Annotated in this window: 20 protein-coding genes; 10 read left to right on the top strand and 10 right to left on the bottom strand. The window is 67.0% G+C overall.

Going from position 1 to position 24922, the window contains the following annotated elements:
• Positions 1-24: 24 nt before the first annotated feature.
• Together BMW87_RS03260 and BMW87_RS35020 are read left to right on the top strand one after the other, a co-directional pair.
• The gene (locus tag BMW87_RS03260; RefSeq protein ID WP_093074093.1) at positions 25-1320 is read left to right on the top strand and encodes an MFS transporter; all 1296 of its coding nucleotides are present in this window, start codon (positions 25-27) and stop codon (positions 1318-1320) included.
• A 159-nt stretch (positions 1321-1479) separates the two neighbouring features.
• Positions 1480-1641: an HHHH-motif protein gene (locus BMW87_RS35020; RefSeq protein ID WP_165403270.1), complete on the top strand. Its 162-nt coding sequence runs from the start codon at positions 1480-1482 to the stop codon at positions 1639-1641.
• A gap of 76 nt (positions 1642-1717) precedes the next feature.
• Here the strand turns inward: BMW87_RS35020 and BMW87_RS03255 are convergent, their stop codons facing one another.
• Together BMW87_RS03255 and BMW87_RS03250 are read right to left on the bottom strand one after the other, a co-directional pair.
• Positions 1718-2341, bottom strand: coding sequence for a pyridoxamine 5'-phosphate oxidase family protein (locus BMW87_RS03255; RefSeq protein WP_093074091.1), 624 nt, complete (start codon positions 2339-2341; stop codon positions 1718-1720).
• A 32-nt stretch (positions 2342-2373) separates the two neighbouring features.
• Complete coding sequence (locus BMW87_RS03250; RefSeq protein WP_093074089.1) at positions 2374-3540, bottom strand: MFS transporter; 1167 nt, start codon at positions 3538-3540, stop codon at positions 2374-2376.
• A 78-nt stretch (positions 3541-3618) separates the two neighbouring features.
• On the opposite strand from BMW87_RS03250, the gene BMW87_RS03245 reads away from it, so the two are divergent.
• Positions 3619-4506 carry a LysR substrate-binding domain-containing protein gene (locus BMW87_RS03245; RefSeq protein ID WP_093074087.1) on the top strand — a complete coding sequence of 296 codons (888 nt, stop codon included), beginning with the start codon at positions 3619-3621 and terminating at the stop codon, positions 4504-4506.
• A 271-nt stretch (positions 4507-4777) separates the two neighbouring features.
• Here BMW87_RS03245 and BMW87_RS03240 read toward each other — a convergent pair whose 3' ends face one another.
• Positions 4778-5635 carry an NmrA family NAD(P)-binding protein gene (locus BMW87_RS03240; RefSeq protein WP_093075187.1) on the bottom strand — a complete coding sequence of 286 codons (858 nt, stop codon included), beginning with the start codon at positions 5633-5635 and terminating at the stop codon, positions 4778-4780.
• 112 nt (positions 5636-5747) lie between these two features.
• On the opposite strand from BMW87_RS03240, the gene BMW87_RS03235 reads away from it, so the two are divergent.
• Positions 5748-6686 carry a LysR family transcriptional regulator gene (locus BMW87_RS03235; protein ID WP_093074085.1) on the top strand — a complete coding sequence of 313 codons (939 nt, stop codon included), beginning with the start codon at positions 5748-5750 and terminating at the stop codon, positions 6684-6686.
• A 57-nt stretch (positions 6687-6743) separates the two neighbouring features.
• Positions 6744-7979, top strand: coding sequence for an MFS transporter (locus tag BMW87_RS03230; protein ID WP_093074083.1), 1236 nt, complete (start codon positions 6744-6746; stop codon positions 7977-7979).
• A gap of 7 nt (positions 7980-7986) precedes the next feature.
• Here the strand turns inward: BMW87_RS03230 and BMW87_RS03225 are convergent, their stop codons facing one another.
• From BMW87_RS03225 to BMW87_RS03205, 5 genes are all read right to left on the bottom strand, one after another.
• On the bottom strand, positions 7987-10209 hold the full coding sequence (locus tag BMW87_RS03225; protein WP_093074081.1) for a DNA/RNA non-specific endonuclease: 2223 nt from the start codon (positions 10207-10209) through the stop codon (positions 7987-7989).
• Between the two features lie 86 nt (positions 10210-10295).
• The gene (locus BMW87_RS03220) at positions 10296-10832 is read right to left on the bottom strand and encodes a methylated-DNA--[protein]-cysteine S-methyltransferase (protein WP_093074079.1); all 537 of its coding nucleotides are present in this window, start codon (positions 10830-10832) and stop codon (positions 10296-10298) included.
• Positions 10829-12055: a YbfB/YjiJ family MFS transporter gene (locus BMW87_RS03215; RefSeq protein WP_093074077.1), complete on the bottom strand. Its 1227-nt coding sequence runs from the start codon at positions 12053-12055 to the stop codon at positions 10829-10831. Before BMW87_RS03215 ends, BMW87_RS03220 begins: the two co-directional genes overlap by 4 nt.
• Before the next feature lie 58 nt (positions 12056-12113).
• A complete protein-coding gene (locus BMW87_RS03210; RefSeq protein ID WP_093074075.1) occupies positions 12114-15191 on the bottom strand; it encodes an FAD-binding and (Fe-S)-binding domain-containing protein in 3078 nt (1025 codons plus the stop codon).
• A 32-nt stretch (positions 15192-15223) separates the two neighbouring features.
• Positions 15224-15916 (bottom strand): GntR family transcriptional regulator, encoded by a 693-nt coding sequence (locus BMW87_RS03205; protein WP_093056858.1) that lies wholly within the window; start codon positions 15914-15916, stop codon positions 15224-15226.
• A 121-nt stretch (positions 15917-16037) separates the two neighbouring features.
• Between BMW87_RS03205 and BMW87_RS03200 the strand changes: the two genes are divergently transcribed.
• The 3 genes from BMW87_RS03200 (at position 16038) to BMW87_RS03190 (ending at position 19239) form a co-directional block, all read left to right on the top strand.
• The gene (locus tag BMW87_RS03200; RefSeq protein ID WP_093074073.1) at positions 16038-17279 is read left to right on the top strand and encodes a pyridoxal-phosphate-dependent aminotransferase family protein; all 1242 of its coding nucleotides are present in this window, start codon (positions 16038-16040) and stop codon (positions 17277-17279) included.
• A gap of 60 nt (positions 17280-17339) precedes the next feature.
• Positions 17340-18317 (top strand): Bug family tripartite tricarboxylate transporter substrate binding protein, encoded by a 978-nt coding sequence (locus tag BMW87_RS03195; RefSeq protein WP_093074071.1) that lies wholly within the window; start codon positions 17340-17342, stop codon positions 18315-18317.
• A 151-nt stretch (positions 18318-18468) separates the two neighbouring features.
• Positions 18469-19239 (top strand): fumarylacetoacetate hydrolase family protein, encoded by a 771-nt coding sequence (locus BMW87_RS03190; protein WP_093074069.1) that lies wholly within the window; start codon positions 18469-18471, stop codon positions 19237-19239.
• Here BMW87_RS03190 and BMW87_RS03185 read toward each other — a convergent pair.
• On the bottom strand, positions 19188-20150 hold the full coding sequence (locus BMW87_RS03185) for a LysR family transcriptional regulator (RefSeq protein WP_093056862.1): 963 nt from the start codon (positions 20148-20150) through the stop codon (positions 19188-19190). The genes BMW87_RS03190 and BMW87_RS03185 overlap by 52 nt on opposite strands.
• 94 nt (positions 20151-20244) lie before the next feature.
• Here BMW87_RS03185 and BMW87_RS03180 point away from each other — a divergent pair, with 94 nt between their 5' ends.
• Together BMW87_RS03180 and BMW87_RS03175 are read left to right on the top strand one after the other, a co-directional pair.
• Positions 20245-21435, top strand: a complete 1191-nt coding sequence (locus BMW87_RS03180) for an MFS transporter (protein ID WP_093056863.1) — start codon at positions 20245-20247, stop codon at positions 21433-21435.
• A 44-nt stretch (positions 21436-21479) separates the two neighbouring features.
• Complete coding sequence (locus tag BMW87_RS03175; RefSeq protein ID WP_256216632.1) at positions 21480-22001, top strand: GNAT family N-acetyltransferase; 522 nt, start codon at positions 21480-21482, stop codon at positions 21999-22001.
• Between the two features lie 16 nt (positions 22002-22017).
• Here BMW87_RS03175 and BMW87_RS03170 read toward each other — a convergent pair whose 3' ends face one another.
• The gene (locus BMW87_RS03170; protein WP_093056864.1) at positions 22018-24795 is read right to left on the bottom strand and encodes a sensor domain-containing diguanylate cyclase; all 2778 of its coding nucleotides are present in this window, start codon (positions 24793-24795) and stop codon (positions 22018-22020) included.
• Positions 24796-24922: the final 127 nt, after the last annotated feature.

Here is a 24922-nt window from a genome sequence, read left to right as displayed (position 1 = left end):
ATCCAACACCGGAGACAACCAACCGTGAACCCCATCGAACAAAGAACCATCTCCAAGATCAGCTGGCGGCTCCTGCCGCTGCTCATGGTCAGCTACTTCATCGCCTACCTCGACCGCGTGAACCTCGGCTTTGCCGGCGCGGCCATGTCCAAGGACCTGGGCTTCACCGCCGCCGTGTTCGGCAGCGCCGCCGGCATCTTCTTTCTTGCCTACTTCCTGTTCGAGGTGCCGAGCAACATGGCGCTGGAGCGCTTCGGTGCGCGCCGCTGGATCGCCCGCATCATGTTCAGCTGGGGCATCCTCTCGGCGGCCCAGGCCTGGGTGGGCGGCTCGACCAGCTTCAACATAGTGCGGTTCCTCTTGGGCATTGCCGAGGCGGGGTTCTTCCCGGGCGTGATCTTCTACATCACGCTGTGGTTTCCGGCGGCGTACCGCGCGCGCATCGTGGGCTGGTTCATGTTCGCCATTCCCATCTCGACCGTCATCGGCTCGCCTATCTCGGGCTACATCCTCAACATGGACGGCGTCGGCGGCATGCACGGCTGGCAGTGGCTGTTCATCCTCGAGGCGATTCCCTCGCTGATCCTTACCTTCTTCGTGCTGATGTACCTGCCCGACGGCCCGAAGGACGCCAAGTGGCTCACCACCGAAGAGCGCAGCTGGCTGGAGCAGACGCTCGACTCGGAGCGCCGCAACCGCGAGTCGATCAACAAGATCTCGTGGAAGCAGTCGCTGCTGAACCCGCGCGTGATCGGGCTGGGCTTTGTCTACATGGGCATCACCGTGCCGCTGTACGGCCTGAGCTTCTTCCTGCCGCAGATCATCAAGGGCTTCGGCGGGCTGAGCAACGTGGAGATCGGCTTCATCAACGCCTTTCCTTACCTGGTGGGCGCCATCGCGATGCTGTTCTGGACGCGAGCGTCGGACGCGCGCAAGGAGCGCAAGTGGTTCCTGCTGATTCCGCTGGCTTGCATCTTCATCGGCCTGGTGCTGGCCGCCCAGACCAGCGCGCCCATCCCGAAGATGGCCGCCGTGACGCTGGCCGCCTTCGGTATCTTCAGCGCACTGCCCACCTTCTGGACGCTGCCCACCGCCATCCTGAGCGGCACCGCGGCCGCGGCGGGCATTGCGTGGATCAACTCCATCGGCAACCTGGGCGGCTACATCGGCCCGACGATCTTCGGCGCGCTGAAGGACCGGATGGGCAACGACATCTACGCCGTGATCTTCCTGGCGCTGCTGTCGGCGGTGGCGTTCGGGCTGGTGCTGATCATCGGGCACGACTCGCGCACCGAGCAGGCGGCGCCTGGGCGGGCCTGATTCGGGTTAGCCCCAACGCCCCCGGCCCTGCTCCCCGTGCAATTTTTCACGCCACAACCGCTACCAAATGTCATCTAAATGTGGCGCCAGGGCGTTCTGCAAGGGCGCCCGTTGAACGACGCATTCCTTTGATCGATGTCTTTGCTTAGAAAGAACCCCATGAAGACCAAGCAGCTCATCCTCTCCAGCATCCTCGCGTTCGCCGGCCTTGCCATGCTGGCACCGAGCATCGCCTCGGCCGCGCCGTACCACCCCAAGAAGCACAAGGTGTGCAAGTGGGACGCGCGTCATCACCACCGTGTTTGCCACTGGGTGCGTTGATTCCCCCGGTGCAAACCGCTTGAAAAAGCCCGCTGATGCGGGCTTTTTTCATGGGCGACTGAAACAGGCTTTCAAGTCAATACAGCGTCGCCCGCTGCCGCGCCGGCAGCTCCCGGTCATACGCCTCCCCATCGAACTCCGACGCGGTCAGCGCCGAAAGAATCGCCCCCGGCGTCGGCACCTCGCGCTTCGCATCCGGCGGCACCGGCGCCCACAGCTTCGAGCGCTGGATAGCCCGGGCGCACTGGAAGAACACCGTGTCGACGGTGATCCGGATCACGCATTGCGGCGGCTTGCCGTCCATTGCGAGGCGTTCGAGCAGCGCTGGCTCGACCGTGATGTGCGCCCTGCCGTTCACCCTCAGCGTCTCGCCCACCCCGGGAATGAGGAACAGCAGCGCCACGCGCGGGTCGGCCACGATGTTGCGCAGGCTGTCGATGCGGTTGTTGCCGCGGCGCTCGGGCATGAGCAGCGTCTTCTCGTCCTGCACAACGACAAAGCCCGGCGGATCGCCGCGCGGCGAGGCGTCGAGGCCGCCGGGGCCGGTGGTGGCGAGCACGGCAAAGGGCGACGCGGCAATCAGCGCCTGGTAGGCCGGGTGCAGGTACGGAACCTCTTTCTTGAGCGAGGCCTCGCCGGCTTCGCCGAACAGGGCTTCGAGCTTCGTCACGGTGTCGATGGCGTGCGGTGTCGTGGTCATGGCGATGATTCCTGAGTAAAGAGTGTGACGGTTCAGCCGGCCGTGCGCGCAGCATCGGCCGCGGGCGATGACGCGCTCCAGCCGCAGGCCAGCGCCGCCAGCGCAAGAAGCGCTGCAGCCACGCCGTAGATCCAAGGCGGTGACGCAACCGGCAGCAGCAGGCCCGCGATCAGCGGCCCGGTGCCGGCGCCGATGTCGCGCCACACCGAGCGCGCGGCCAGCGCCTGCACGCGCTCCGGACCGGGCGTGCGCCGGGCCACGATGGGCGGCAGCAAGGGCAGTTGCAAGGCGCGCAGCACCACGATCAGCGCCGCGCAGCTCCACAGCCAGCCAAGGCCGAAGCCCACGAGCGCAATGGCCGTGACGAGCGACAGGCCCACCAGCAAACGCTCGGCGCCGAAGCGCTCGGCCATGTGGCCGCCGACCGGGCTCAGCAAAATCTCCGCCAGGTAGCGCAGCGCCATCAGCACGCCGGCCACGATCACCGCGCCACCCGGCAGCAGGTCCTTGCCGAGGTACGAGAGGCCGACGATGAAGAGCCCGTCGAGCGTCAGCCCTTCCATGAACGACCAGCTGTCCAGGCTGTTGGGCCGGCTGAAGCGCCGCTTCGGCTTGGCCACGGGGTGCGGCGCCGCCGGCAGCCGCCGAGTAACGAACCACGCAAGCAGCGAAAACACCGCGAGGATGCCGAAGATCGTGCGCGGTCCGCTCCAGTGCGCCAGCAGCGCACCCAGCGGCAGCGCCAGCACCGGCCCCACCGCGATGAAGGCCCGCGAGCGCCCGTTGCGCCGAGCCGCACCCACCGGGTCGACCGTGGCCAGCGCCTGTGTCGACAGGTTCAGCGCCGCGAAGCACAGGCCCCACATCAGCCGCAGCGGCAGCAGCGCCCAGAAGCCCGAGAGCGTGGCGTAGCCGAGTCCGCACACTGCCGCTGCCAGGACGGCGATGGTGCAGGTCAGCCGGTCGCCGTTGCGGGCGTAGAAGCGTGCAACGAATCCATAGCCGGCAATGCGCACCAGCCGGTTGGCCGCGAGCAGCATGCCGGCCTCGGCCAGCGTCACGCCGAACTCGCTGGCATACATCGGCAGCAGCAGGTAGAGCACGACGTCGGCCGGCAGCGAAAGACCGAGCGCCATCGCCGCGTGGCGGGAATTCAGGTCAGTGGGGATGGGGTTGGAAGCGAGGGGTATGCGTGACATCGAGCCCTGATGGTGCGCCGCCACATGCCACCCCGACAAACGACATTAACGCCCGCCATGCGTGAGAAAATCGCACGCATGCCGCTTCGAGAGCCTCCCCTCAACGCCGTGCGGGCCTTTGCCGCCGCGGCGCGCCACCTCAGCTTCACTCGCGCAGCGCTCGAACTGCATGTCACGCACAGCGCGGTGAGCCGGCAGATCAAGAGCCTGGAAGAGTTCCTTGGCGTCGCGCTGTTCGAACGGCGCATCCGCCAGGTCGTGCTGACTGCCGAGGGACAGCAGTTCTTCGCGGAGGTGGAGCCGGCGCTTGCGCAGATCGGCGCGGCGGCGCGCTCGCTGCAATTGCAGGGGCCCGCCCGGGCGGTGCGGATCAACGTGCGCCCTTCTTTCGCGGTGCGCTGGCTCATTCCGCGCCTGCCTTCCTTCGTCGAGCGCTATCCCGACATCGAGCCGCAGGTTGTCACCAGTACCGTCATGCCTGAACAGGCCATCGACAGCTTCGACATCGCGGTGCGCCGCGGGCTAGACGGCTGGCCGCCTTCGATCGAAGTGCAGCCCTTTCTCGAAGACGAGGTGCTGGTGGTCGGCGCGCCCGCGTTGTTCGAGACGCATCCGTTGCCCGACCTGCGCGCCCTCGCCTCGCACGTGCTGCTGTCGGCCAAGACGCGCAAGGACGACTGGGACGCCTGGAAGAAGCAGGTCGGCGCCCCGCGCACCCGTCCGGCGGGCCGGCTGCAGTTCGACCACCTGCATTTCGTACTCCAGGCCGCGGTCGACGGACTGGGCGTTGCGCTGGCGCCGACCTCGCTGGTGTCGCACGACCTGGCCTCGGGCCGCCTGCAATCGCCGCTGCCTGCGCTACGCATGACGCTGGAGCGCTATTACTACGGCCTGGCGCCCGACGCCGCACCGGAGGCGGCGTACGTGGCCGAGTGGTTCGAGGAAATGCAGGCCGGGAGCGCCTAGGGCCTGTTCACACTATTTCCGGGGTCGCGAAGGTCAGCCAGCGAGGGCCAATCAAGGCGCGTGACGCCGCGCGTGCATGCGCACGCGCAAGGAACGCAACGCCGAGTGGCCCTCGCTGGCTGACCTTCCCGCAGGGTTGGCGGGCCAAGGAGCTGTCTGCGGCGTTGCCCGCGCTTGCAAGGCTTCAGCCTTGCTGCGCCCGTGCGCCTTGCATCCAGCCCCTTGGCCCACCAACGCGACCCCGGAAATAGTGTGAACAGGCCCTAGCCAATCAGCCGACGAGCGAGCGAATCACCTCCGACACGCCCACCTTGCCCCTGCGCACGCTCGCATCGCTTCCCTCGAAGCGAATCCATCCTTCGTTGAAGCCGTCGAGCATCTGGATGCGCGGTACCGGGTCGCGCATGCCCTGTGCGCGGAAGATCGCGCCCCAGGTCTCACGCGGCACCACCTCCGCATGCACCGGACGTCCCAGCACCTGCGAGAGCGCAGCTGCAATCGCGTGCTGCGTCAGCCGCTCGGGGCCTTCGAGTTCGACGATGCGCGGCGCCTCGCCTTCTTGCACAAGGAGTTCGGCGGCAACGCTGCCCACATCGGCCGTGGCCACCATCGGCACGGCCCGCTCCAGCGGCTGCAGGTAGCTCGACAGCACACCCTGCTCGCGGGCCCGAGTAATGTCCCAGCGCAGGTTCTCAAGGAACCACGCCGGCCGCAGGAACGTGACCGGAAACGGCAGCGTGCGAAGCGCTTCTTCCATCAACGTGCGCTGGCTCAGCAGATTGGGTTGCGCGGCCTGTGCGCCGACGGTCGACAGGCACACCACGCGCGGCGGCCGGGCGGTGTCGAGCGCCTGGCGCACCGCGGCGTTCTCGGCCCTAGCCTCAGGAAAACCCGGCTCGGGGTCGAAGTTCGGCGGCGGCAGCACGAAGACGCCGGCCGTACCCGCGAAGGCCCGCGCCAATGCCGCGGCATCGTCCATCGCTGCGATGGCGACCTCGCAGCCGAGCTCCGCCCAGGCACGGCCCTTGGCTTCGTCGCGGACGACCGCGCGAACGGGCTTGCCCTCGGCCAGCAAAGCGCGCGCGACGGCGCCGCCCACTTGACCCGTGATTCCGGTAATTGCGTACATGAGACTTTCTTTCTTCACTTGATTGCGATGGAGCGAATCGTAGAAACGCTCCATCTTTGAGTAAAGCGACCTCAAGGCATATCATTCATGACAACTGATCACGAATAAGAAAATGACTCTCGACGGACGCCTTCTCTCCAACGTCAGCGTGCTGGCCGCCGTGGTCGAAGGCGGCAGCTTCGCCAGCGCCGCCAACGCACTCGGCCTCACGCCCTCCGGTGTGAGCCGCGCCATTGCCCGGCTCGAGGGCCGCATCGGCGTGCGGCTGTTCGACCGCACGACCCGCTCGCTGAACCTCACCGACGAGGGCCGGCTGCTCTACGCCAACATCAATCCGCTGGTGCTCGGCATCGAGGACGCGGTGACGATCGCTTCGGGCGCATCCGGCGCGGTGCGCGGGCGCCTGCGCGTCAACACCGACGCATTCACCTCTCGCCTGCTGCTGGCGCGGCACCTGCCGCGCTTTCTTGCGCTGTACCCCGAGCTCACGCTGGAGCTGATCGCCCGCGACCAGCTCGGCGACCTGGTGGCCGAGGGCTTCGACATCGCCGTGCGCTTCGGCGAGCCGCCGTCGTCGTCACTGGTGGCCCGCAAGCTGATGGACTCGCGCGTGGTCACCGTGGCCACGCCGGCCTACCTGGCGCGGCACGGCCACCCTGCCAAGCCGGCAGACCTCGTCGGCCATGCCTGCCTGCAGGTGCGCAACCCGGCCACGGGGCAGCCCTATACGTGGGAGTTCCAGCGCGGCCGCAAACTCGTGAAGGTGCCAGCCACCGGACGACTGCTGCTCACCGACCCGGGCACCGTGCTGGAGACGGTGCTCGCCGGCATCTGTGTGGCGCAGATCAAGGCCGTGGGCATTCAGCCGCAGCTCGACGGCGGCGAGCTGGTCGATCTGTTTCCTGATTGGCCCGATGAGCGGCTTCCGCTCTATGCGCTCTATCCGTCGCGCCACCTGCCGGCCGCGAAGGTACGTGCGTTCATCGATTTCGTGATGGAGGTCGTCGCGCCCGCGCCTTCGCCTGCATCGAAGCCGAAGCCGCGGCGCTGATGCTCGCGCGTCCGGAAACGGCCAGCGACATGAGCCCTCCGATCGCACGATGAGGGCATGACCCATACAACACTCACAACACCGCTCCCCCGTTCCTTCCTGAACCTCGCGTGGTCCAACCTCGCCGCGCAGTCCGCCGAGCAACTGAGCCTTGCGGCCGTGCCGCTGGTCGCCGTGCTGGCACTCGGCGCAGGGCCTGGCGAAATCGGTTTTCTCGCGGCGGTGCAGACGCTGCCCTTCCTGCTGGTCTCGATGCCCATGGGCCTGCTCGCGGACCGCATGTCGCGGCGACAGCTGATGGTTTGGGCCGAGGGGCTGCGAGCGGTCTCGCTGCTGGTGCTGCTGGCGATGGTGTTCGCGTCGAAGCTCAGCGTCGGCTGGTTGGCGGTACTCGGTTTCCTGGGTGCTGTCGGCACCGTGGGCTTCAGCGTCGCGGCGCCCGCGCTGGTGCCGGCGCTCGTGCCTCGCGAAGCGCTGGCAACGGCCAACGGGCGACTCGAACTGGCGCGCAGTGCCGCGTTCACCGCCGGTCCCGCACTCGCGGGTGCACTGGTGGCGTGGGCCGGCGCTCCTGCTGCGTTCGTGCTGGCAGCAGTGCTGTCGGTGGCGGCCGTGGGCCTGCTGCTGCGATTGACCGAAGCACCGCGCGCCCCCGCTTCCGGACGGCATCCACTGCTCGAAGTGCGCGACGGCGCGCGCTTTGTCTGGCAGCACGACATGCTGCGCCCGATGCTGATGACCGGCGCGGTGTTCAACATCTCATGGTTCGTGCTGCAGGCCGGGTATGTGCCCTATGCAGTGCGGGTGCTCGGCCTCGGCGCGCAGGCGGTCGGCTTCACGCTGGCGATGTACGGCGCGGGCATGGTCGTTGGCGCGCTGCTCACGCCGCGCGTTGTGGCGCGCCTGCCCTTCGGCCGCGCGATCCAGGTCGGTCCCGCGGTCGCAGTTGTTGCAGCAGCGACGATGGCAGCCACGCTCCTGGTGCCGACCGCCGCGCTGGCCGCGCTCTCGTTCTTCCTGTTCGGCGCAGGGCCGATGGTCTGGGTCATCACCTCGACCACGCTACGCCAGAGCGTGACGGCTTCGACCATGCTGGGCCGGGTGTCGGCCGTGTTCCTCACGATCAATGCGGGAGCGCGGCCCATCGGCGCGGCGCTCGGCGGCCTGGTTGGTGGGGCCTGGGGCGAGCCGGCGTGCCTGCTGCTGGCGCTGGCCGGGTTCGTTCTGCAGGCCGCGATCATCTTCGCGTCGCGCATCGCGGGGCTGCACCGGTTGCCTGTGCCGGCCACCTGAGCTTCGTTTATTCCAGGTCGGGAAGCACCATCGACTCCAGAGAATCGAGCGGCAGCCAGCCATCCGGTACGTCAACCAGAGCGGACTCCTGCGCACGAACTCTGGTGGGCTTTCTTACAGGCTTCTTGGCGAGCGGATCGACAGTGGAAAGCGAGAACACCCTCCTGACCGGACCGCCCGTGAAGCTGAGCCCGGTGAGCCGCTCGACTTCATTGATCTGGACCTGGAAGGTCTTGTAGGCGTCGAAAGGAATCTCGCGTGCAGCCTCGATGCCAAATTCCTCGATCACACCGGACTGATCGAGGATGTAGGCCGTGGCAAACAGCTTGCCGCTAGCCGTGATCGCCGCGACGACTTTCCAGAAGCGAACCGGATACTGGATCTTCGGGTACTTGTCCCAGACCGGGTCGCTTTCTTCGAGGATGGGGCCCGTGATGACCTGCGCCCTGAACTTGTCGAGCTTGATCGCGTCCTCGAAGATGTGGCGTTCGATGCCCTGCCAGAGCTCCTTGTTCTGATTGAACTTGGAATGCTGTGGCGTGCAGTTGCTCCAATGGCAGGTATCTGCCGCAGTGGTGAGCGCGGCCAGCCGGGTTGCTCCGTATTCCATGTCCTCGCGGCGCGTCAGATGGCCACGGTCGAACTGGTTGTTCTCGTAGTAGAAGTTGGTCAGCTGTGCGCTTGCGGGAATCCGCGGGTCCTGCCTCCACACGTCCGCCGGCCGGGCCAGTTCGAACCGGCCGCTGAAGTCGACGTTGGCTGCCGAGTAGAGAGCCAGCCGCCTCGCCTTGTGCATCACGAGGCTGTAGCCGTGATAGTTCAGCACGTTCTCGCCCGGGGGGCCGTCGACCAGTTCTACCGTCTCCTTCGCAAGAGCCTTGCCAAGCAGCGGCAGATGCACCGACATCTCGGGCTTGCCCGGCGCGAGGAACCCGGCTTCGAAGCCTTTGCGATCATCGTACTTCGCATTGAAGGGCACGTCGATGGCGGGGGCTGGTTTCTTCGCCTTGGCACGTGCGGCTTCTTCGAAAACGCTCTGCGACTCGCGGGCGGCGGGACCGGATCGGAGGACGGAGACGCTTCCATCCGATTCGATGCCGAGCGTCACCGTGAGGGTCCTTCTTCCACCAGATTGCATGTCGTTCATGGTCGTCTTCCGGGTTGGGGTTTGTTGAATGAGTGGACCGGGAAGCGGCAAGCTCCCGGCAGCATGGGTCGCCGTTGACTGCAGCAGGTCGACGGAAGGAAGCATCAGCCGCGAGTTTTCCGGCGTGGCACCGAAGACCGGCTGGAGCAACGGATGCGCGGGAAGGGCTGCATGAAGCGTCTCGACGATGCGGGAAACGCGGATGCCCTCGTTGGCAATCCACTTGATGTCCTGCTCGCCGTCTTTTGCGGGGTCGTAGTCGCGGCCTGAGATGGTTTGCGTACGGCCATCTCTTTCATCCGGTACGCCGCTGTGGTGGAGCGCTACGACATACCAGTCGTTGCTGAAAACCGGGGAGCCTGAAGATCCCCCGAGCGTGTCGGTCGAATACCAGAGCACGTCGTCCGTGCGCTTGAGAAGCTTGTTCTCGCGCACGCACACCTGTTTGCGGTCGCCGTTGGGGTGCTGGATGATGGTGAGCCACTCACCGTCCGATGCCTTGCCGGTGGCACCTACGAGCGGCAGGAACCCATAGTGTTCGAGCTGGCCATCTCCCACTGTCGAACTGGAGGTGACGGCCACGACGGTGAAGTCGAGGTCTTTCGAAGTGAAGAAGAGTTCCTGCGCCTGAAGGCTGTAGGTAGTGGGGTTGAGTACGGCGCCGTCGATGTCGAGTTCGAATTCGAACTGGGCTTCCGAGCGGCGACAGGACTCGATGGATGGCAGAACGTGGTTGTTCGTGATGAGCACGTTCGGCGCTATCAGGAATCCGGTGCCGTAAGCCACAAGCCGCCCTGCCGTGTCCCTGATCAGGATGCGACTGACCGCCTTTGCGGCTCGCGCGCCACGAGCCAGGTAGTTGACGTCCTGTATCTCGCTGCCGGAGATGATTCGCTCATACGCGACGGCAGATTTTTCATCGTCGCCCAGGCTTTCACGCAAGAAGCTCCTGCGGTCATCGAGCTGCTTCGGCGTGCTCAGTTCGCGCGGGGTCTTGTCTCTCGCATAGTCGGCAAGAGATCGCAGGTCGATGCCTTCGCTTCGCTCCCGCGCCTTCTCGATTTGCTCAAGCCAGAGTTGCACGCCGCGCCTCCCTCGTCCCGTGAGGGTTGCAACTGTGCGTGTTTGCCGACGCTTCTACATCCCCCATTCGAGGGATGCCGTACGTACTAGAAAAGCGACGCCATCCCGTTGGGCCGCGCGTCCTCGATGTCGAGCATGCGCAGCTTGGTCAACGCCCCGCCGCCGGCCGAGAAGCCGCCGGGCTTGTTGCCCGCGGCCAGCACGCGGTGGCAAGGCACTACGGGCGCGAACGGGTTGTGGCCCATGGCCTGACCCACGGCGCGCGACAGGCCCTTGTCGCCCAGCTCTTCGGCGATCTCGCCGTAGGTGCGCGTCTGCCCCGGCGGAATGCGGCGCGCGATCGCGTAGATGCGCTGGTGAAATTCCGACACGCCACGCATGTCGAGCTCGATGTGGCTCAGGTCGTCGTGCACGCCTTGCAGCAGGCCCTGGATGGCGGTGATGGCGCGTTGCGCTGCTTCGCTCGGCGGGCTTTCATTCAGGTCCGGAAAGCGTTGCTTCATGCGCGCACGCGTGGCTGCCTCGCCGTTGTCGGCGGGCAGTTGCACGCCGACCAATCCGCGCGGTCCCCATGCCAGGGCGCACATGCCAATGGAAGTTTCGAACAAGGCAAAGCCCGTCATGGCGTCTCCTGTGACAGCGAATGCTGGCGCGACGCAAGCACAGCGCCGAGCCAAAGGGCCATTGCCGAAGCCACCAGGCCCCGCGCCAGCCCACCAGGGCCGTCGGAAATCCATCCAGTGACAGTCGGCCCGACGATCTGCCCCAGCGCAAAAATGATGGTGAACATGCTGATGCCCTGCGCCCAGCGCGACGGCGGCAGGTTGTGGCGCACCAGCGCAGTGGTCGAAGCCACCACCGACAGGAACACCCCACCGAACAGCACGCCCGAAACCAGCGCCACCGGCGCCGACGCACTCAGCACCGGCAGCAGCGTCGCCACGCCGAGCAGCCCGTTCAGCAGTGCCTGCGGCTGCCCGCCGCGGTAGCGGTCGAGCAGCCCGGCCCACAGCCGCGACGACGCCACGCAGGCAATGCCCAGCAAGGAATAGAACAGCGTGACGAAAGAAGCGCTCGCCCCCTGCTCGCGCAGCAGCGCGATCACGAAAGTCATGTAGCCGATGTAGCCCATGCCGAACAAGGCATACCCGGCGAGCGCCCAGCCGAAGCGATGCAGTGCGACCGGCGGCGCAGCGTCCGTCGAAGCGGCGGCTGCCGTTGGCGCTGGCCTGTCAGGCATCGCGCGGCCAGCCCAGGCCAACAGGCAGGTGGCCGCTGCACTTGCCAACGCCAGCGCCCACCACGCCCAGGCCCATCCGTGCGGCACGCCTGATGCCGCCCGCAGCACCTGCGGCACGAGCAGCGCCGACAACAAGATGCCGAAGCCGGTGCCGCCGTAATAGATGCCAAGCAGCAGTCCGCCACGTGATGAGCCTGCCTCGCCAAGCCGCGCTGCAAGCAACCCGCCCGCCACGAACACCCATGCGCTGGCCACCCCGGCCAGCAGGCGCTGAAGCAGCAAGGCCGGCGCGTCGGTCACGAAACCGCTGCCCGCCATGAACACGCTGGCCAGCACAGCCCCGACCACCAGCAGCCGCGTCGTGCCGAAGCGCCGCATCAGCATCGGCGTGATCAGCGCACCGACCAGGTAGCCGACCGCATTCGCCGTGTTCATGCCGCCGGCCAGCGCATAGCTCCAGCCAAGGTCCGCGCGCATGGGCGGCAGCAGCAATGCGTATGCGAAGCGGGTGATGCCGAGCGAAACCGCCGCGCCCATCGACAGCGCGAATGCAAGACGCAGCGTGGGCTGCGCAGGGGCGGCAGAAGAAGTGAGCGTTATCGACATGGGAGCGGGCGGCTGGCCATTTTGCGGCAGGCGCCGCCGCCCTGCCCGCGCCGCCCGGTCAACCCGCGTCAGGCATTGGGTCGGCGTGCAGCAGATGCCGCTCCAGCAGCACCGCCACATGCACCGCTTCGCGCTGCGCGCCGTCCTCGATCTGATGGCGGCAGCTGGTGCCGTCGGCCACCACGATGGCGCCGGGCTTCGCGCGGATGGCCGGCAGCAGGCTGGCTTCGGCCATCTTCATCGACACCTCGAAATGGCTGGCCTCGTAGCCGAAGCTGCCGGCCATGCCGCAGCACGAGCTTTCGATGAGTTCGGGCTGTGCGCCGGGAATGAGCTTCAGCACCTCCATCACCGGGCTCACCGCGCCGAAGGCTTTCTGGTGGCAGTGTCCGTGCAGCAGGATAGGCGCCTCGGCCGGCTTCAGTGCCAGCTCGAAGCGGCCCAGCTTGATCTCGCGCGCAATGAACTCCTCGAACAGCAACGCGTGCTTCGCCACCATCTCGGCCTTTTCGCCGAAACCCATCACCAGCGTTTCGTCGCGCAGCGTGAGCAGGCACGATGGCTCCAGCCCGACGATGGGCACGCCGGCGCGCGCCAACGGCACGAGCGCATCGACCAATGCCTCGGCCTTTTCCTTGGCCTGTGCGACCATGCCGCTCGCCAGGAAGGTGCGTCCGCAGCAATGATGCCCTCCGCGCTTCTCGACCGTGTGCAGCACATAGCCCGCAGCCTGCAGCACGCGCGCTGCCGCAAAGGCGTTCTCGCTCTCGAAGGTGCCGTTGAAGGTGTCGACGAACAGCACCGCCGCCTTGCCACCGCGCCGCGCAATCGACAGCGCCACGTCGCGTTCGACGAACAGGCCGGGTTCGTTGGCCTTGCCGCGCCAGAAGGTGTCGCTGCGCCATTCGGGCAGCGAGCGCTTGGCTGAGAAGCCCAGCAGCTTTTCTCCCAGCCATGCAGCGCCGGGCACGCTGTTGCGCAGATTCAGCAGCCACGGCATGCGGCTGGCCTTGTGCGCGTAGTCGGGCAGGTTTGCTACCAGCCTGTCTTTCAGCGTGTGGCCGTGGCGCTTCTTGTAGTGGTCCAGAAACTCGACCTTCATCTTCGCCATGTCCACGCCCGTGGGGCAATCGCGCTTGCAGCCCTTGCAGCCGACGCACAGGTCCATGGTGTCGTGCATGGCCTCGCTGGTGAAGGCATCGGGGCCGAGTTGGCCCGAGAGCGCCAGTCGCAGCGTATTGGCGCGGCCGCGCGTCAGGTGCTGCTCGTCACGGGTCACGCGATAGCTGGGGCACATGGTGCCGGCGTCGAACTTTCTGCAGTGGCCGTTGTTGTTGCACATCTCCACGGCCTTGGCGAGGCCGCCGGTGCTGTCGCCGCCGGTGCCGGGCGCGGTCGTCACCTCGGTCACCGGGTCGGCGTTGACGTTCCAGCCCGACCAGTCGAGCACGGGCTTCAGTTCGATGCGGCGGTAGGGCTTGGGCGCGGTCGGCGGCGCGAAACGGAACAGCGCGCCATCGTCCATGCGCGGTGGGTCGATGATCTTGCCGGGGTTGAACAGGCCGATCGGGTCGAGCTTGCGCTTGATGGCACGGAAGGCCTCGTTGATGGCCGGGCCGAACTGCCATTCGATCCACTCGCCGCGGCACAGGCCGTCGCCGTGCTCGCCGCTGAACGCACCCTTGTACTTGCGCACCAGCGCGCTCGCCTCTTCGGCAATGGAGCGCATCTTGGCGGCGCCGTCCGCACGCATGTCGAGAATCGGCCGCACATGCAGCGTGCCGACCGAGGCATGCGCGTACCAGGTGCCACGGCTGCCGTGCCGGGCGAACACCTCGGTCAGCGCGTCGGTGTATTCGGCCAGGTGTTCGAGCGGCACGGCGCAGTCTTCGATGAAGCTCACGGGTTTGCCGTCGCCCTTGAGGCTCATCATGATGTTGAGGCCGGCCTTGCGCACTTCCCACAGGTTCTTCTGCCGCGCGTCGTCGGGCATCTCGACCACGCTGCCGGGCAGGCCGAGGTCGCCCATCAGCTCGACGAGCTGCTTGAGTTGCGGCAGCAACGCGGCCTTGTCCGAACCGGAAAACTCCACCAGCAGGATGGCCGCCGGCTTGCCGATCAACGCAGTCTCGACCGTCGGCTTGAAGGCCGGGTTGGCAAGGCTCAGCTCGATCATCGTGCGGTCGACCAACTCCACCGCCGTCGGCCCCAGCTTCACGATGTGCTGCGCCGCGTCCATCGCCGCGTGGAAGGTGGGGAAGTTGACGATGCCCAGCACCTTGGCGCGCGGCAGCGGCGCGAGCTTGAGCTTCAGGTTCTTCGTGTAGGCCAGCGTGCCTTCGGAGCCGATCAGCAGGTGCGCGAGGTTCACGCTGCCGTCTGCCGTGTAGGGCCGCTCGCTCTGGTTGTCGAAGATGTCGAGGTTGTAGCCCGCCACGCGACGCATCACCTTGGGCCAGTGCTCGGCGATCTGCTCGCGGTGCTGGCGTGCCAGCCCGCGCAAGAACTGCGCGATGCCGGCCGCGCGCACGCCCATCGTGCCGACCGTTCCGAACTCCACCAGTTCGCCACTCGACAACCATGCACTCGCACCCAGCACATTGTGCACCATGTTGCCGTAGGCGATGGAGCGCGAGCCGCAGGAGTTGTTGCCCGCCATGCCACCCAGCGTGGCCTGCGCGCTGGTCGACACATCCACCGGATACCACAGGCCGTGCGGCTTGAGCTGTGCGTTCAGGTGGTCGAGCACGAGGCCGGGCTCGACCGTGGCCGTGCCCTCTTCCACGTTCACGTCGAGCACGCGGCGAAAGTGCTTGCTGTTGTCGATCACCAGCGCCGCGCCGGTCGTCTGCCCGCACTGGCTGGTGCCGCCTCCGCGCGCGAGCACCGGCACCTTCAGGTCGCGGGCGATGTCGATGGCGGTGGCAATGTCGCTCTCGTTCGTCGGCACGAAGGCGCCGACGGGCGTGATCTGGTAGATCGACGCGTCGGTGGCGTAGCGCCCGCGCGAACCGTCGTCGAACAGCACTTCGCCCTGCGTGTCGGAGCGCAGGCGGCGCGCGAGCAGTTCGCAGGTGTCGTTAGGCGGAAGAACGGTTCCGGCTGGCTGCATGTGGCTGGCGGGATCGATGCGCATGGTGGGTCGTTTTTCTTTGGCAGGTCAGAAGCTCAGCTCGACTTGGCCGAGGGATAGATTTCGCCGGCGCGCAGCAGCTCCAGCACGGTGTCGCGCTTGCGCAGCACGTGCGCCACGAGCACCTTGCGCATGGCCGCTGAGTCGCGTTTGGCCAGCGCATCGATCATCTGTTCGTGCTCTTCGACGGCGTGCTTCCACTTCGTCTCGTTCTGGTTGGTGCGAAAGCGCAGCGACTGCACGCGGGCGTTGATGGAGCGGTAGGTGTTCGACAGCACCGGGTTCGCGGCCGCCTCGTTGATGGCGGTGTGGATGCGTGCATTCAGGCGGTAGTAGCCCGAGAGATCGCGCCGCGAGAAGCAGGCCAGCATTTCGTAGTGCAGCGCGCGCACTTCGGCCAGCTCTTCGTCAGTGATGCGCTTGGCGGCCAGTTCGCCCGACATGCCTTCGAGCATCGCCAGCACCTCGAAGGTGTCGAGCACGTCGGCCTCGGTGAGCTTCACCGCCACCGCGCCTCGGTTGGGCAACAGGTCGACCAGCCCTTCGGCCGCGAGCAGCTTGATGGCCTCGCGCAGCGGCGTGCGCGACACGCGCAATTGCAGGCACAGCTCGCGCTCGTTGAGCTTGGCGCCAGGTGCGATGAGCCCTTCGACCAGCATGGTGCGCAGGCGCGCGGCCACCTGGTCGTGCAGGGAGAGTCTGGAGATTTCGATGATGTCGGCTGTCATGGCTTTGCCTCTTGATTGCATTTTGAATGCAAAAAAGAAGGCTCACAACCCAAGTGAATAAGGGTAAACCATCAAACAAAAAAGCATTTTGAATGCAAAACTGAATGCGAAAGGACAGTCCATGCTGCAACTCGACATCCATCCCACCGGCCGCCACTTCCTCCAGATTCCCGGCCCCAGCCCGGTGCCCGACCGCATCCTGCGGGCCATGAGCCTGCCCACCATCGACCACCGCGGGCCCGAATTCGGCACGCTGGGCCTGAAGGTGCTCGGCGGCATCAAGCAGATCTTCAAGACGAAGCACCCGGTCGCTATCTACCCCGCCTCGGGCACTGGCGCCTGGGAGGCCGCGCTCGCCAACACGCTCAGCCCCGGCGACCACGTGCTCATGTACGAGACCGGCCATTTCGCCTCGCTGTGGCAGAAGATGGCCACGCGCCTCGGCCTCTCGACCGAGTTCCTCTCGTGGTCGGGCACCGATGCGCAATTGCCCAACGCCCCCAGCTGGCGCCGCGGCGTGCAGGCCGAACCCATCGAAGCCCGCCTGCGCAAGGACACCGAAAAGAAGATCAAGGCCGTGTGCGTGGTGCACAACGAGACTTCCACCGGCGTCACCTCCGACATCGCCTCGGTGCGCAAGGCCATCGACGCTGCGGGCCACCCCGCCCTGCTGATGGTCGACAGCATCTCGGGCCTGGCCAGCGCCGATTTCCGTCATGACGAATGGGGCGTGGACGTGACCATCAGCGGCTCGCAGAAGGGCCTGATGCTGCCGCCGGGCATCAGCTTCAACGCGCTCTCGCCGCGTGCTCTCGAAGCCGCGAAGAGCGCGAAGCTGCCGCGCGCCTTCTGGGCCTGGGACGAGATCGTCGAGATGAACAGGGACGGCTATTGGCCCTATACGCCCAACACCAACCTGCTTTATGGCCTCTCGGAATCGCTGGACATGCTGCTCGGCGAAGGGCTCGACAACGTGTTCGCGCGCCACCAGCGCTGGGCCGCCGGCGTGCGTGCAGCGGTCAATGCGTGGGGCCTGCCGATCCAGTGCGCAGACCCGGCCGTGTATTCGCCCGTGCTCACCGGCGTGATCACGCCCGAGGGCATCGATGCCGACGCGCTGCGCCGCCTGATCCACCAGCGCTTCGATCTTTCGCTGGGCACCGGCCTGGGCAAGCTCAAGGGCCGCATGTTCCGCATGGGCCATCTGGGCGACAGCAATGACCTGACGCTGGTAGCGATGGTCGCGGGCGTCGAGATGGGCATGAAGCTCTCGGGCATCAAGCTGGCCGGCAGCGGCGTGCATGCGGCGATGGACCATTTCGCGAACCACACGGCACCGGCCGCGCTGCAAAAAGCCTCATAGGCACGCGGGGCCGCCCCGGCGCGCATCGGACCATTCCCACCCACGACGGAGACCAAGAAGATGCAGAGACGTTCGTTGATCCAGGCCGCGGGCGCCGCGGCCGCCACACTGGGCGTGCCCCGGCTCTTCGCGCAGGAATGGCCATCGGGGCCGGTGCGCATCGTGGTCGGCTTTCCGCCGGGCGGCGGCACCGATGCGCTGGCCCGCGTGGTCGCGCAGAAGCTCACCATCATGTGGGGCCAGCAGGTCATCGTCGAGAACAAGGGCGGCGTGGCCGGCGTGCTCGCGGCCGACTACGTGGCGCAGCAGCCGAGCGACGGCAGCACGCTGCTGATGGCCCACATCAACAGCCATGCGCTCGCGCCCAGCCTGCAGCCCAAGCTGCGCTACAACGTGGAGCGCGACTTCGTGCCGATCGTGCTGGTGGGCGTCACGCCCAACCTGCTGATCGCCAACCCGGGCCAGAAGGCGCTCACGGTGAAAGACATCGTGTCCGCCTGCAAGGCCGCTCCCGGCACCATCAGCTTCGGCTCGGCCGGCGCGGGCTCGGCGCAGCACCTGGCGCTGGAGATGTTCAAGTTGCAGGGCGGCGTCGATGCGCTGCACGTGCCCTACAAGGGCAGCGGCCCGCTGCTGGCCGACCTCATGGGCGGGCAGATCCAGTACAGCTTCGAGACCATGACGGCCGCCACGCCGCACGTGAAGAACGGCCGCGTCATCGCCGTGGCGCAGACGCGCACCAAGCGCGCCAAGGGCCATCCCAGCGTGCCAACGATGCAGGAGCAAGGCTTTGCCGGCTTCGAGGCAACCACGTGGTACGGGCTCGCCGGGCCGGGCAAGCTGCCGGCGTCGATTGCGCAGAAGGTGAATCGCGACGTGAATACGGTGCTGGCAATGCCTGATGTGCAGGAGCGGATGGACACCTATGGCGCGGAAGACGGCGGTGGTTCGCAGGACAAGTTCAGGCAGTTCATCAGCACCGAGATTGCGAAGTGGGCGAAGGTGGTGAAGGACGGCAACGTTCACGTCGAAAGCTGAAGAACCAGTCTCACCCCCAGGCTTCGCGCACTTCGTGTCGCTGCGCCAACCCCCTTCCGGGGGCAACACCGGAGGCCCGGCAAAGCCGGTTCCTCGGTGTTCCACGAAAGGACGCCGACACCAGCCAGGTTTTGCTGAGAAGATCCGAAAAATGACCCCATCCCAAACCGCCCTCACCGATGCACTCGTAGCCGCACGCCGCGGCAATCGCACCCTCGACGCCACGCCCTGGCTCGGCACGCTCGAAACCGACACGCAAGCCTATGAGGTGCAAGACGCCGTCGCGGCTGCACTCGGCTGGTTCGACGGTCGCCCAGTACCGGGCGCGTGGAAGTCCGGTGGCGGCTCCCGCAGCGCGACGCTCACGCATGCGCCGCTGCCGCCTTCCGGCGTGCGCCAGAGCCCCGCGAACTTCAGCGACCTCGTGTTCAACACGCCCGGCATCGAGGCCGAAATCGCCTTGCGTCTCGGCCAGGACGTCACGCCCGCGCAGGCAGCGAAGCTCGATCACGCAAGCGCCGTCTCACTCGTCGATGCCATGACCGTCTCCGTCGAGGTAGTCGACACGCGCTGGCAAGACCTCGCCTTGACACCTGCCCTGCTCCGCCTGGCCGATTCGCAAGTGCACGGCGCGCTGGTGCTCGGCGAGTGGAAGCCCTACGCCGCCATCGACTGGGCCTCGCAGCACTGCGAAGCGAAGATCGGCGACGCTGAGACGGTGGTGCGCGAAGGCACGCATCCGCTGGCCGACCCCACCTGGCTGCTGCCGATCTGGCTGCGCCACCTCACGCGCCACGGGCAGACCGTGCCCGCCGGCACGGTGGTCACCACCGGTTCGTGGGTCGGCATCCTGCCCTGCCGGCGCGGAGATCAGGTGACGGCGGAATTCCCCGGCATCGGCGCTGTCCGCTTGAGCGTGTAGCGCCCGCCGCCCACGCCCGAGCAAGCCACCAGAAAGTCGAGCACCGCCCGCACCCGCGCGGGCAGCGTGCCGGCCTTGCCGATGTACACCGCGTGAATCGGCTCGATCTCACCGGCGTTGAATTCATCGAGCAGCGGCACCAGCCGGCCAGCGTCGATGTCATGCTGTATGTGATACAGCGACAGCCGCGCCACCCCCGCCCCCGCGATGGCCAACTGCCGCAGCGTTTCGCCATCGCCCGCGCGCACCGGGCCGGCCACGGGCAGCCACACCATGCGGCCGTCCACACGCAGCGGCCAGTCGGGCGAATTGCGCCGGTAACTCCAGCCAAGGCGGTTGTGCGCCTCCAGTTCCTGCGGCGTGCGCGGCGTACCGTACTTCGCAAGGTAGTCCGGCGCGGCGACGATGGCCTGGCTGGTTTCGCCCAGCCGCCGCGCCACGAGGTCGGACGATGGCAGCTGGCCCCAGCGGATCGCGATGTCGGCGCGTTCGTCCATCAGGTCGACGATCCGGTCGGTCAGTGCAATGTCGAGCGTGATCTGCGGATGCAGTTCGAGCAGGCGCGGCACCAGAGGCACCAGCTTGTGGTGGCCGAACGAGACGCTGGCGTTGATGCTCACCCGCCCACGTGGCGCCGCGCCGGCTGCGGCGCAACGCTCGGCCTCGTCCATGTCGGCCAGCACGCGCAGGCTGCGTTCGTAGAACTCCGTGCCTTCGGGCGTGAGCTGCAGCTTGCGCGTGGAGCGGTGCACCAGCTGGATGCCCAGGCGCAATTCGAGCCGCGCCACCAGCTTGCTCACAGCCGAGGGCGTCATGCCCAGCAGACGCGCGGCCGCCGAGAAGCCGCCTGACTCGACCACCTGCACGAAGGCCTCCATTTCGCCGGAGCGGTTGACGTCGATGCGCGGCATGGCTCTTCTTCCAATCTGTGAGTTCAACTCACAAGTATGTGTACCGGCGGCATTCTAGTCATCGAAGGCTTTCGTCCGCACAGTACAGGGCATCATGCCAATCGCTCTACTCGCCCTCACCGCCGGTGCCTTCGGTATAGGCACCACCGAGTTCGTCATCATGGGCCTGCTGCTGCAGGTATCGACGGATCTTCATGTCTCCATCACGGCCGCCGGCCTGCTGATCTCGGGCTATGCGCTCGGGGTCGCGGTCGGCGCGCCGGTGCTCACCATCGCCACCCGCAAGCTGCCGCGCAAGACCGTGCTGCTGGCGCTCATGGCGATCTTCACGCTCGGCAACCTCGCCTGTGCCGTGGCGCCCAACTACGAAATGCTGATGGCCGCGCGCGTCATCACCTCGCTGGCGCACGGCACTTTCTTCGGCGTCGGCTCGGTGGTGGCCACCGGCCTGGTGGCGCCCGAACGCCGCGCCTCGGCCATCGCGATCATGTTCACCGGCCTGACCGCCGCAACGCTGCTCGGCGTGCCGGCCGGCGCGTGGCTGGGCCTGCAGTTCGGCTGGCGCTCGGCCTTCTGGGCCGTAACGCTGATCGGCGTGCTGGCCTTCACGGTGCTCGCGGTGTTCGTGCCGCGCGTCAAGGGCGAGGCAAAACCTGCGCCGCTGCGCGAAGAACTGGCTGTGCTGGCGCGCCCGCAGGTGCTGCTCGGCCTGGCGATGACGGTGCTCGGCTTTGCCGGCGTGTTCGTGGTGTTCACCTACATCCAGCCGCTGCTCACGCAGGTCACCGGTCTTTCGGAGTCGGCTGTGTCGCCGATCCTGCTGGTGTTCGGCGGCGGCCTTGCGGTCGGCAACATCCTCGGCGGCAAGCTGGCCGACCGTGCGCCGATGGCAGCCGTGCTCGGCACGCTGGTGGCTCTGGCGGTGGTGCTCGGCGCGATGCAGTTCACCATCGGCACGCCGTTCACCGCGGTGGTCTTCGTCGGCCTGCTCGGCGTGGCCTCGTTCGCCACGGTGGCGCCCATGCAGTTGCGGGTGCTGGAGAAGGCCTCGGGCGCGGGCCAGAACCTCGCGTCGAGCCTGAACATCGCAGCCTTCAACCTTGGCAACGCGCTCGGCGCCTGGGTTGGCGGTGTGGTGATCGACCATGGCCCGGGGCTGCGCGCACTGGGTTGGGTGGCGGCGCTGCTCACGCTGGTGGGGCTGGCCATCGCGCTGTGGAGCCGCTCGCTCGACCGGCGCGAACCGCGCAATGCGCTGGGGGATTGCGCTTCGGCGCGGGTCTGATCCTCTTCCAGGGAGTGAAGGGATTGGGGATTGCAGAATCCCGCATGCGCAACGCTCCCCTCATCACCCGCCCCGCCAACGCCGCCGACGCTCCTGCGCTGGCGGCGTTGTCGATCCAGGTCTGGCTCGCCACCTACGCGACCGCGGGCGTGAACGACCTGCTCGCGCGCTACGTGCTCGACCAGTTCACGCCGGCCGCGTTCATCGCGTGGACGAACGACGCAGACACCGCCTTGATCGTCGCCGAGGCCGATGCCCATCTCGTCGGCTACGCGCGCCTGCGCTTCGGTGCGCGGCAGGCCCTCGTTCCCTCAGCCAGCACCGAGCTCTGCACGCTCTACGTGCAGGAGCCGTTCACCCGATCGGGCGTGGGCTCCGCGCTACTCGACAAGGCTCGCGCCACGGTCCGCGACCGGACAGGCAACGATGCGCTGTGGCTGACGGTCAACGTCCAGAACCAGCGGGCGTGCCGCTTCTACGAGAAGCACGGGTTCGCCAGAAAAGGCACGACCTGGTTCGCACTGGGCGAAGGCCGCCACGAGAACCACGTGCTGGGCCGGCCATGAGCGGCCGCCGGAATGATCAGTGCTGCCGCGTAGGCGAATCGCTGCGCGCCTCTTCCATCGGCATGAAGAACTCGAACCGGTTGCGCCCCGCCGCCTTGGCGTTGTAGAGCGCGACGTCGGCCCGCGCCAGCAGTTCTTCGGCGGTAACGGAGGAATCGGCTGCGCGGTGATACGCGATGCCGATGCTGGTCGTCACCTCGATGCGCTGGCCGTCCACCACGAAGGGCGGCGTGCGGATGCTTTCCACAACCTTGGCCGCTACCGTGGCCGCAGTGCCCGGCGCGTTCAGGCCTTCGAGCACCAGCACGAACTCGTCGCCGGCCAGCCGGGCCACCATGTCGGTGCCGCGCACGCAACCCAGCAGCCGCCGCGCGTATTCGGCCAGCACCGCATCGCCCACCGCGTGGCCCATGGTGTCGTTGATGGCCTTGAAGTGGTCGATGTCCAGGAACATCAGCGCCATTGCATGGCCGGTGAGCCGCCCGCGCAACACGGCTTCGGGCAGGTACTCGTTGAAAGCCAGCCGGTTGGGCAGGCCGGTGAGCGTGTCGAGCCGCGCCAGCTCGATGAGCTTGTGCTCCACCACCTTCAGCGCCGTGATGTCGAGCGCCAGCGAGAAGATGCCGTGCGTCGCCCCGTCGGCGCGCACGTCGGGCACGTAGATCACCTGCGTGACGCGGTCGAACCCCGCGCGCTGCGTGCTGGTCTCGAACTCCACACGCTCGCCGGACAGCGCCCGGGCGAGCATCGGCTGGCGCGACAGGTACACATCGCGGCCCGACACCTCCTGCACGTGGCGCCCCAGCACCTGGACCGGATCGAGCCCGAGCCACTCGCGGCTGGTGGCGTTGGCGAAGGTGATCTTCTCCTCGCGGTCGATGTAGGTGATCAGCGCCGGCATGTTGTCGGTGATGGCGCGCAGGCGCAGTTCGCTCTCGGCCTGGCGCAGCTCCGCCTCTTTCAGCGCCGTGATGTTGAAGGACATCAGGTAGAAGCCCACGACCTCGCCGCGCAGGTTCTTGTCCGGTATCAGGTTGACCTGGAAGTACCCCTCCCTGCCGTGGATGGGTGCACGTACCGGAAAGCGCACTTTCTTGCCGGAGAACAGCACGGGAAGGTAGGGCTTGTGCTGCGCGTACACCGCCCTGCCGAGGGCAGAGCGCATGGTCGTGCCCTGCAGCGGTGCACCTTCGCTCAGGCCCGCCATCTGCCGCGCCCGGATGTTGGCGAACAGGCAGTTCTGCTCGCGGTCGAAATAGCCGACCAGCGCCGGAATGCTGTCGGTCACGTCGCGCAGCAGCTTTTCCTGCTCGGTCAGGGCCCGGCGGATGTTCACTTCTTCGGTGATGTCGAAGGTCATCGAGAACACGCCGCACACCACGCCGTCGGCATCGACGTCGGGAATGTAGTGGGCCTTGAAAGTGCGGTTGCCGATGCCCAGGGCCGGGTCGCCCGACTTCTCGAGGATCACCGTCTCGCCGGCCAGCGCGCGCATGAAGTGCGGCTCCACGAGCGCAAAGTCTGCGGCGCCGCGCACCTCGGGCATCAGGCGCCCCACCAGCGCTGAGTTGTTGTGCAGGGCCCGCACGTGCGCGTTGACGAAGGTGTAGCGCAGCGATGCGTCTACATGCGAAACCATCGCCGGGATGTTGTCGGCAATGGTGCGCACCTGCGCCTCGCTGCGCGCGAGGCTGAGCTCGATGGCACGCCGCTGCGCCATCAGCTCGTCGAAGGTGCGCGAAAGGTCGCCGATCTCGTCGGGGGCGTAACTGCTGCGCGGCTCGGCGGCGGCTGCGGGTGCCTCCTTCGTGGACTGCATGTGCCGATGCAGCTCCGACAGCGGCTTCAGCTGCCGGCGCGCCACGCCCAGGGCCAGTGCGCCCGCGAACAGCGCGAGCGCCATCGCCCCGAACAATGCACCGCGCTCGATGGCGTCGATGCTCGCGAAGGCCTCGCTGCGCGGATACATGGCGCCGACGATCCAGTTGGTCTGCTCGGTGCGGTCGAAGGCATAGAGGGCAGGCACGCCGGCATCGTTGATGCCCTCGCTCGAGCCCTGGAAACCGGCCATCGCGCGCAGGATTTCGGCATTGCCGCGGCCATCCGCCTGGACCTGGTTCAGGATGCGCGAAGTCTGCGGATGGTCGACCACGATGCCGTCCACGGTCGTCACGAACAGGTAGCCGGTCTTGCCGAACCTGACGTCGCCGAGCGTGCCCAGGATGTTCCGGTCCTTCAGGTTGATGGCGCCGGAGATCACGAACCTCACCTGCCCCGCGTTGTCGAGCACCGGCTCGGTGATGGCCACCTGCGCCAGTCCGTTGAGGCGGTTGCGGTAAGGCTCGGACACGAGGCCGGCCTTGGAAGCGACCGTCTGCTGGAAGTAGGGGCGATCCTTCACGTTCACCTTGCCGATCGCCTGCACGCCGTTCAGGTTGGCGACCAGGTTGCCGTCCATGTCGACGAACGCAACGTTGTCGAAAGCCTTGCGCAGCGAGCCATGCTTCTCTAGAAAGGCCTGCAGCGCGGCGCCCTGGAGGTCCTGCGCTTCCACGCTGCCGCCAAAGGTTTGCAGCAGGATCCGGCGGCTGCCGAATTTCTGGTCGATCGCATCCGCGATGGCACCCACGCGGGCGACCTCCTCGGTCGCGATCGAGGCGCGCATGTTGCTCTTGACCAGATGCAGGGCGAAGGTGGCGATTGCGAAAGTGGTCAGCAGAACCACTGCTGCCACACCGAGGCTCAGGCGCGTGTGCAAACCGAAGCGGATTTTCGAGAAGCCTGTTGGAGTCATTGAACTTGTTCGGAGCCGGTACGTTGCCGGCGGGGAGTTTCCGGGCAGAGTATCGGTGCGTTCCGCGTGCGGAGAAAGACTCAGGGACACAGGCTCCGGTGAACCGCGTGGCACGGCGGAAAAATGA

It is taken from the genome of Variovorax sp. OV084 (assembly GCF_900111625.1).
Classification (GTDB): Bacteria; Pseudomonadota; Gammaproteobacteria; order Burkholderiales; family Burkholderiaceae_C; genus Variovorax.
The sequence above is the reverse complement of the archived record's forward strand: the minus strand, read 5'-3'. Positions and strand labels throughout refer to the sequence as shown.

Bases quoted from the DNA above. Each gene is read 5' to 3' on its own strand.
- BMW87_RS03235 (WP_093074085.1), top strand. From the start codon at position 5,748: ATGACTCTCGACGGACGCCTTCTCTCCAACGTCAGCGTGCTGGCCGCC.
- BMW87_RS03230 (WP_093074083.1), top strand. From the start codon at position 6,744: ATGACCCATACAACACTCACAACACCGCTCCCCCGTTCCTTCCTGAAC.
- BMW87_RS03170 (WP_093056864.1), bottom strand. From the start codon at position 24,795: ATGACTCCAACAGGCTTCTCGAAAATCCGCTTCGGTTTGCACACGCGC.
- BMW87_RS03215 (WP_093074077.1), bottom strand. From the start codon at position 12,055: ATGTCGATAACGCTCACTTCTTCTGCCGCCCCTGCGCAGCCCACGCTG.
- BMW87_RS03245 (WP_093074087.1), top strand. From the start codon at position 3,619: ATGCCGCTTCGAGAGCCTCCCCTCAACGCCGTGCGGGCCTTTGCCGCC.
- BMW87_RS03250 (WP_093074089.1), bottom strand. From the start codon at position 3,540: ATGTCACGCATACCCCTCGCTTCCAACCCCATCCCCACTGACCTGAAT.
- BMW87_RS03210 (WP_093074075.1), bottom strand. From the start codon at position 15,191: ATGCGCATCGATCCCGCCAGCCACATGCAGCCAGCCGGAACCGTTCTT.
- BMW87_RS03200 (WP_093074073.1), top strand. From the start codon at position 16,038: ATGCTGCAACTCGACATCCATCCCACCGGCCGCCACTTCCTCCAGATT.
- BMW87_RS03205 (WP_093056858.1), bottom strand. From the start codon at position 15,916: ATGACAGCCGACATCATCGAAATCTCCAGACTCTCCCTGCACGACCAG.
- BMW87_RS35020 (WP_165403270.1), top strand. From the start codon at position 1,480: ATGAAGACCAAGCAGCTCATCCTCTCCAGCATCCTCGCGTTCGCCGGC.
- BMW87_RS03190 (WP_093074069.1), top strand. From the start codon at position 18,469: ATGACCCCATCCCAAACCGCCCTCACCGATGCACTCGTAGCCGCACGC.
- BMW87_RS03175 (WP_256216632.1), top strand. From the start codon at position 21,480: ATGCGCAACGCTCCCCTCATCACCCGCCCCGCCAACGCCGCCGACGCT.
- BMW87_RS03220 (WP_093074079.1), bottom strand. From the start codon at position 10,832: ATGACGGGCTTTGCCTTGTTCGAAACTTCCATTGGCATGTGCGCCCTG.
- BMW87_RS03180 (WP_093056863.1), top strand. From the start codon at position 20,245: ATGCCAATCGCTCTACTCGCCCTCACCGCCGGTGCCTTCGGTATAGGC.
- BMW87_RS03185 (WP_093056862.1), bottom strand. From the start codon at position 20,150: ATGCCGCGCATCGACGTCAACCGCTCCGGCGAAATGGAGGCCTTCGTG.
- BMW87_RS03195 (WP_093074071.1), top strand. From the start codon at position 17,340: ATGCAGAGACGTTCGTTGATCCAGGCCGCGGGCGCCGCGGCCGCCACA.
- BMW87_RS03255 (WP_093074091.1), bottom strand. From the start codon at position 2,341: ATGACCACGACACCGCACGCCATCGACACCGTGACGAAGCTCGAAGCC.
- BMW87_RS03240 (WP_093075187.1), bottom strand. From the start codon at position 5,635: ATGTACGCAATTACCGGAATCACGGGTCAAGTGGGCGGCGCCGTCGCG.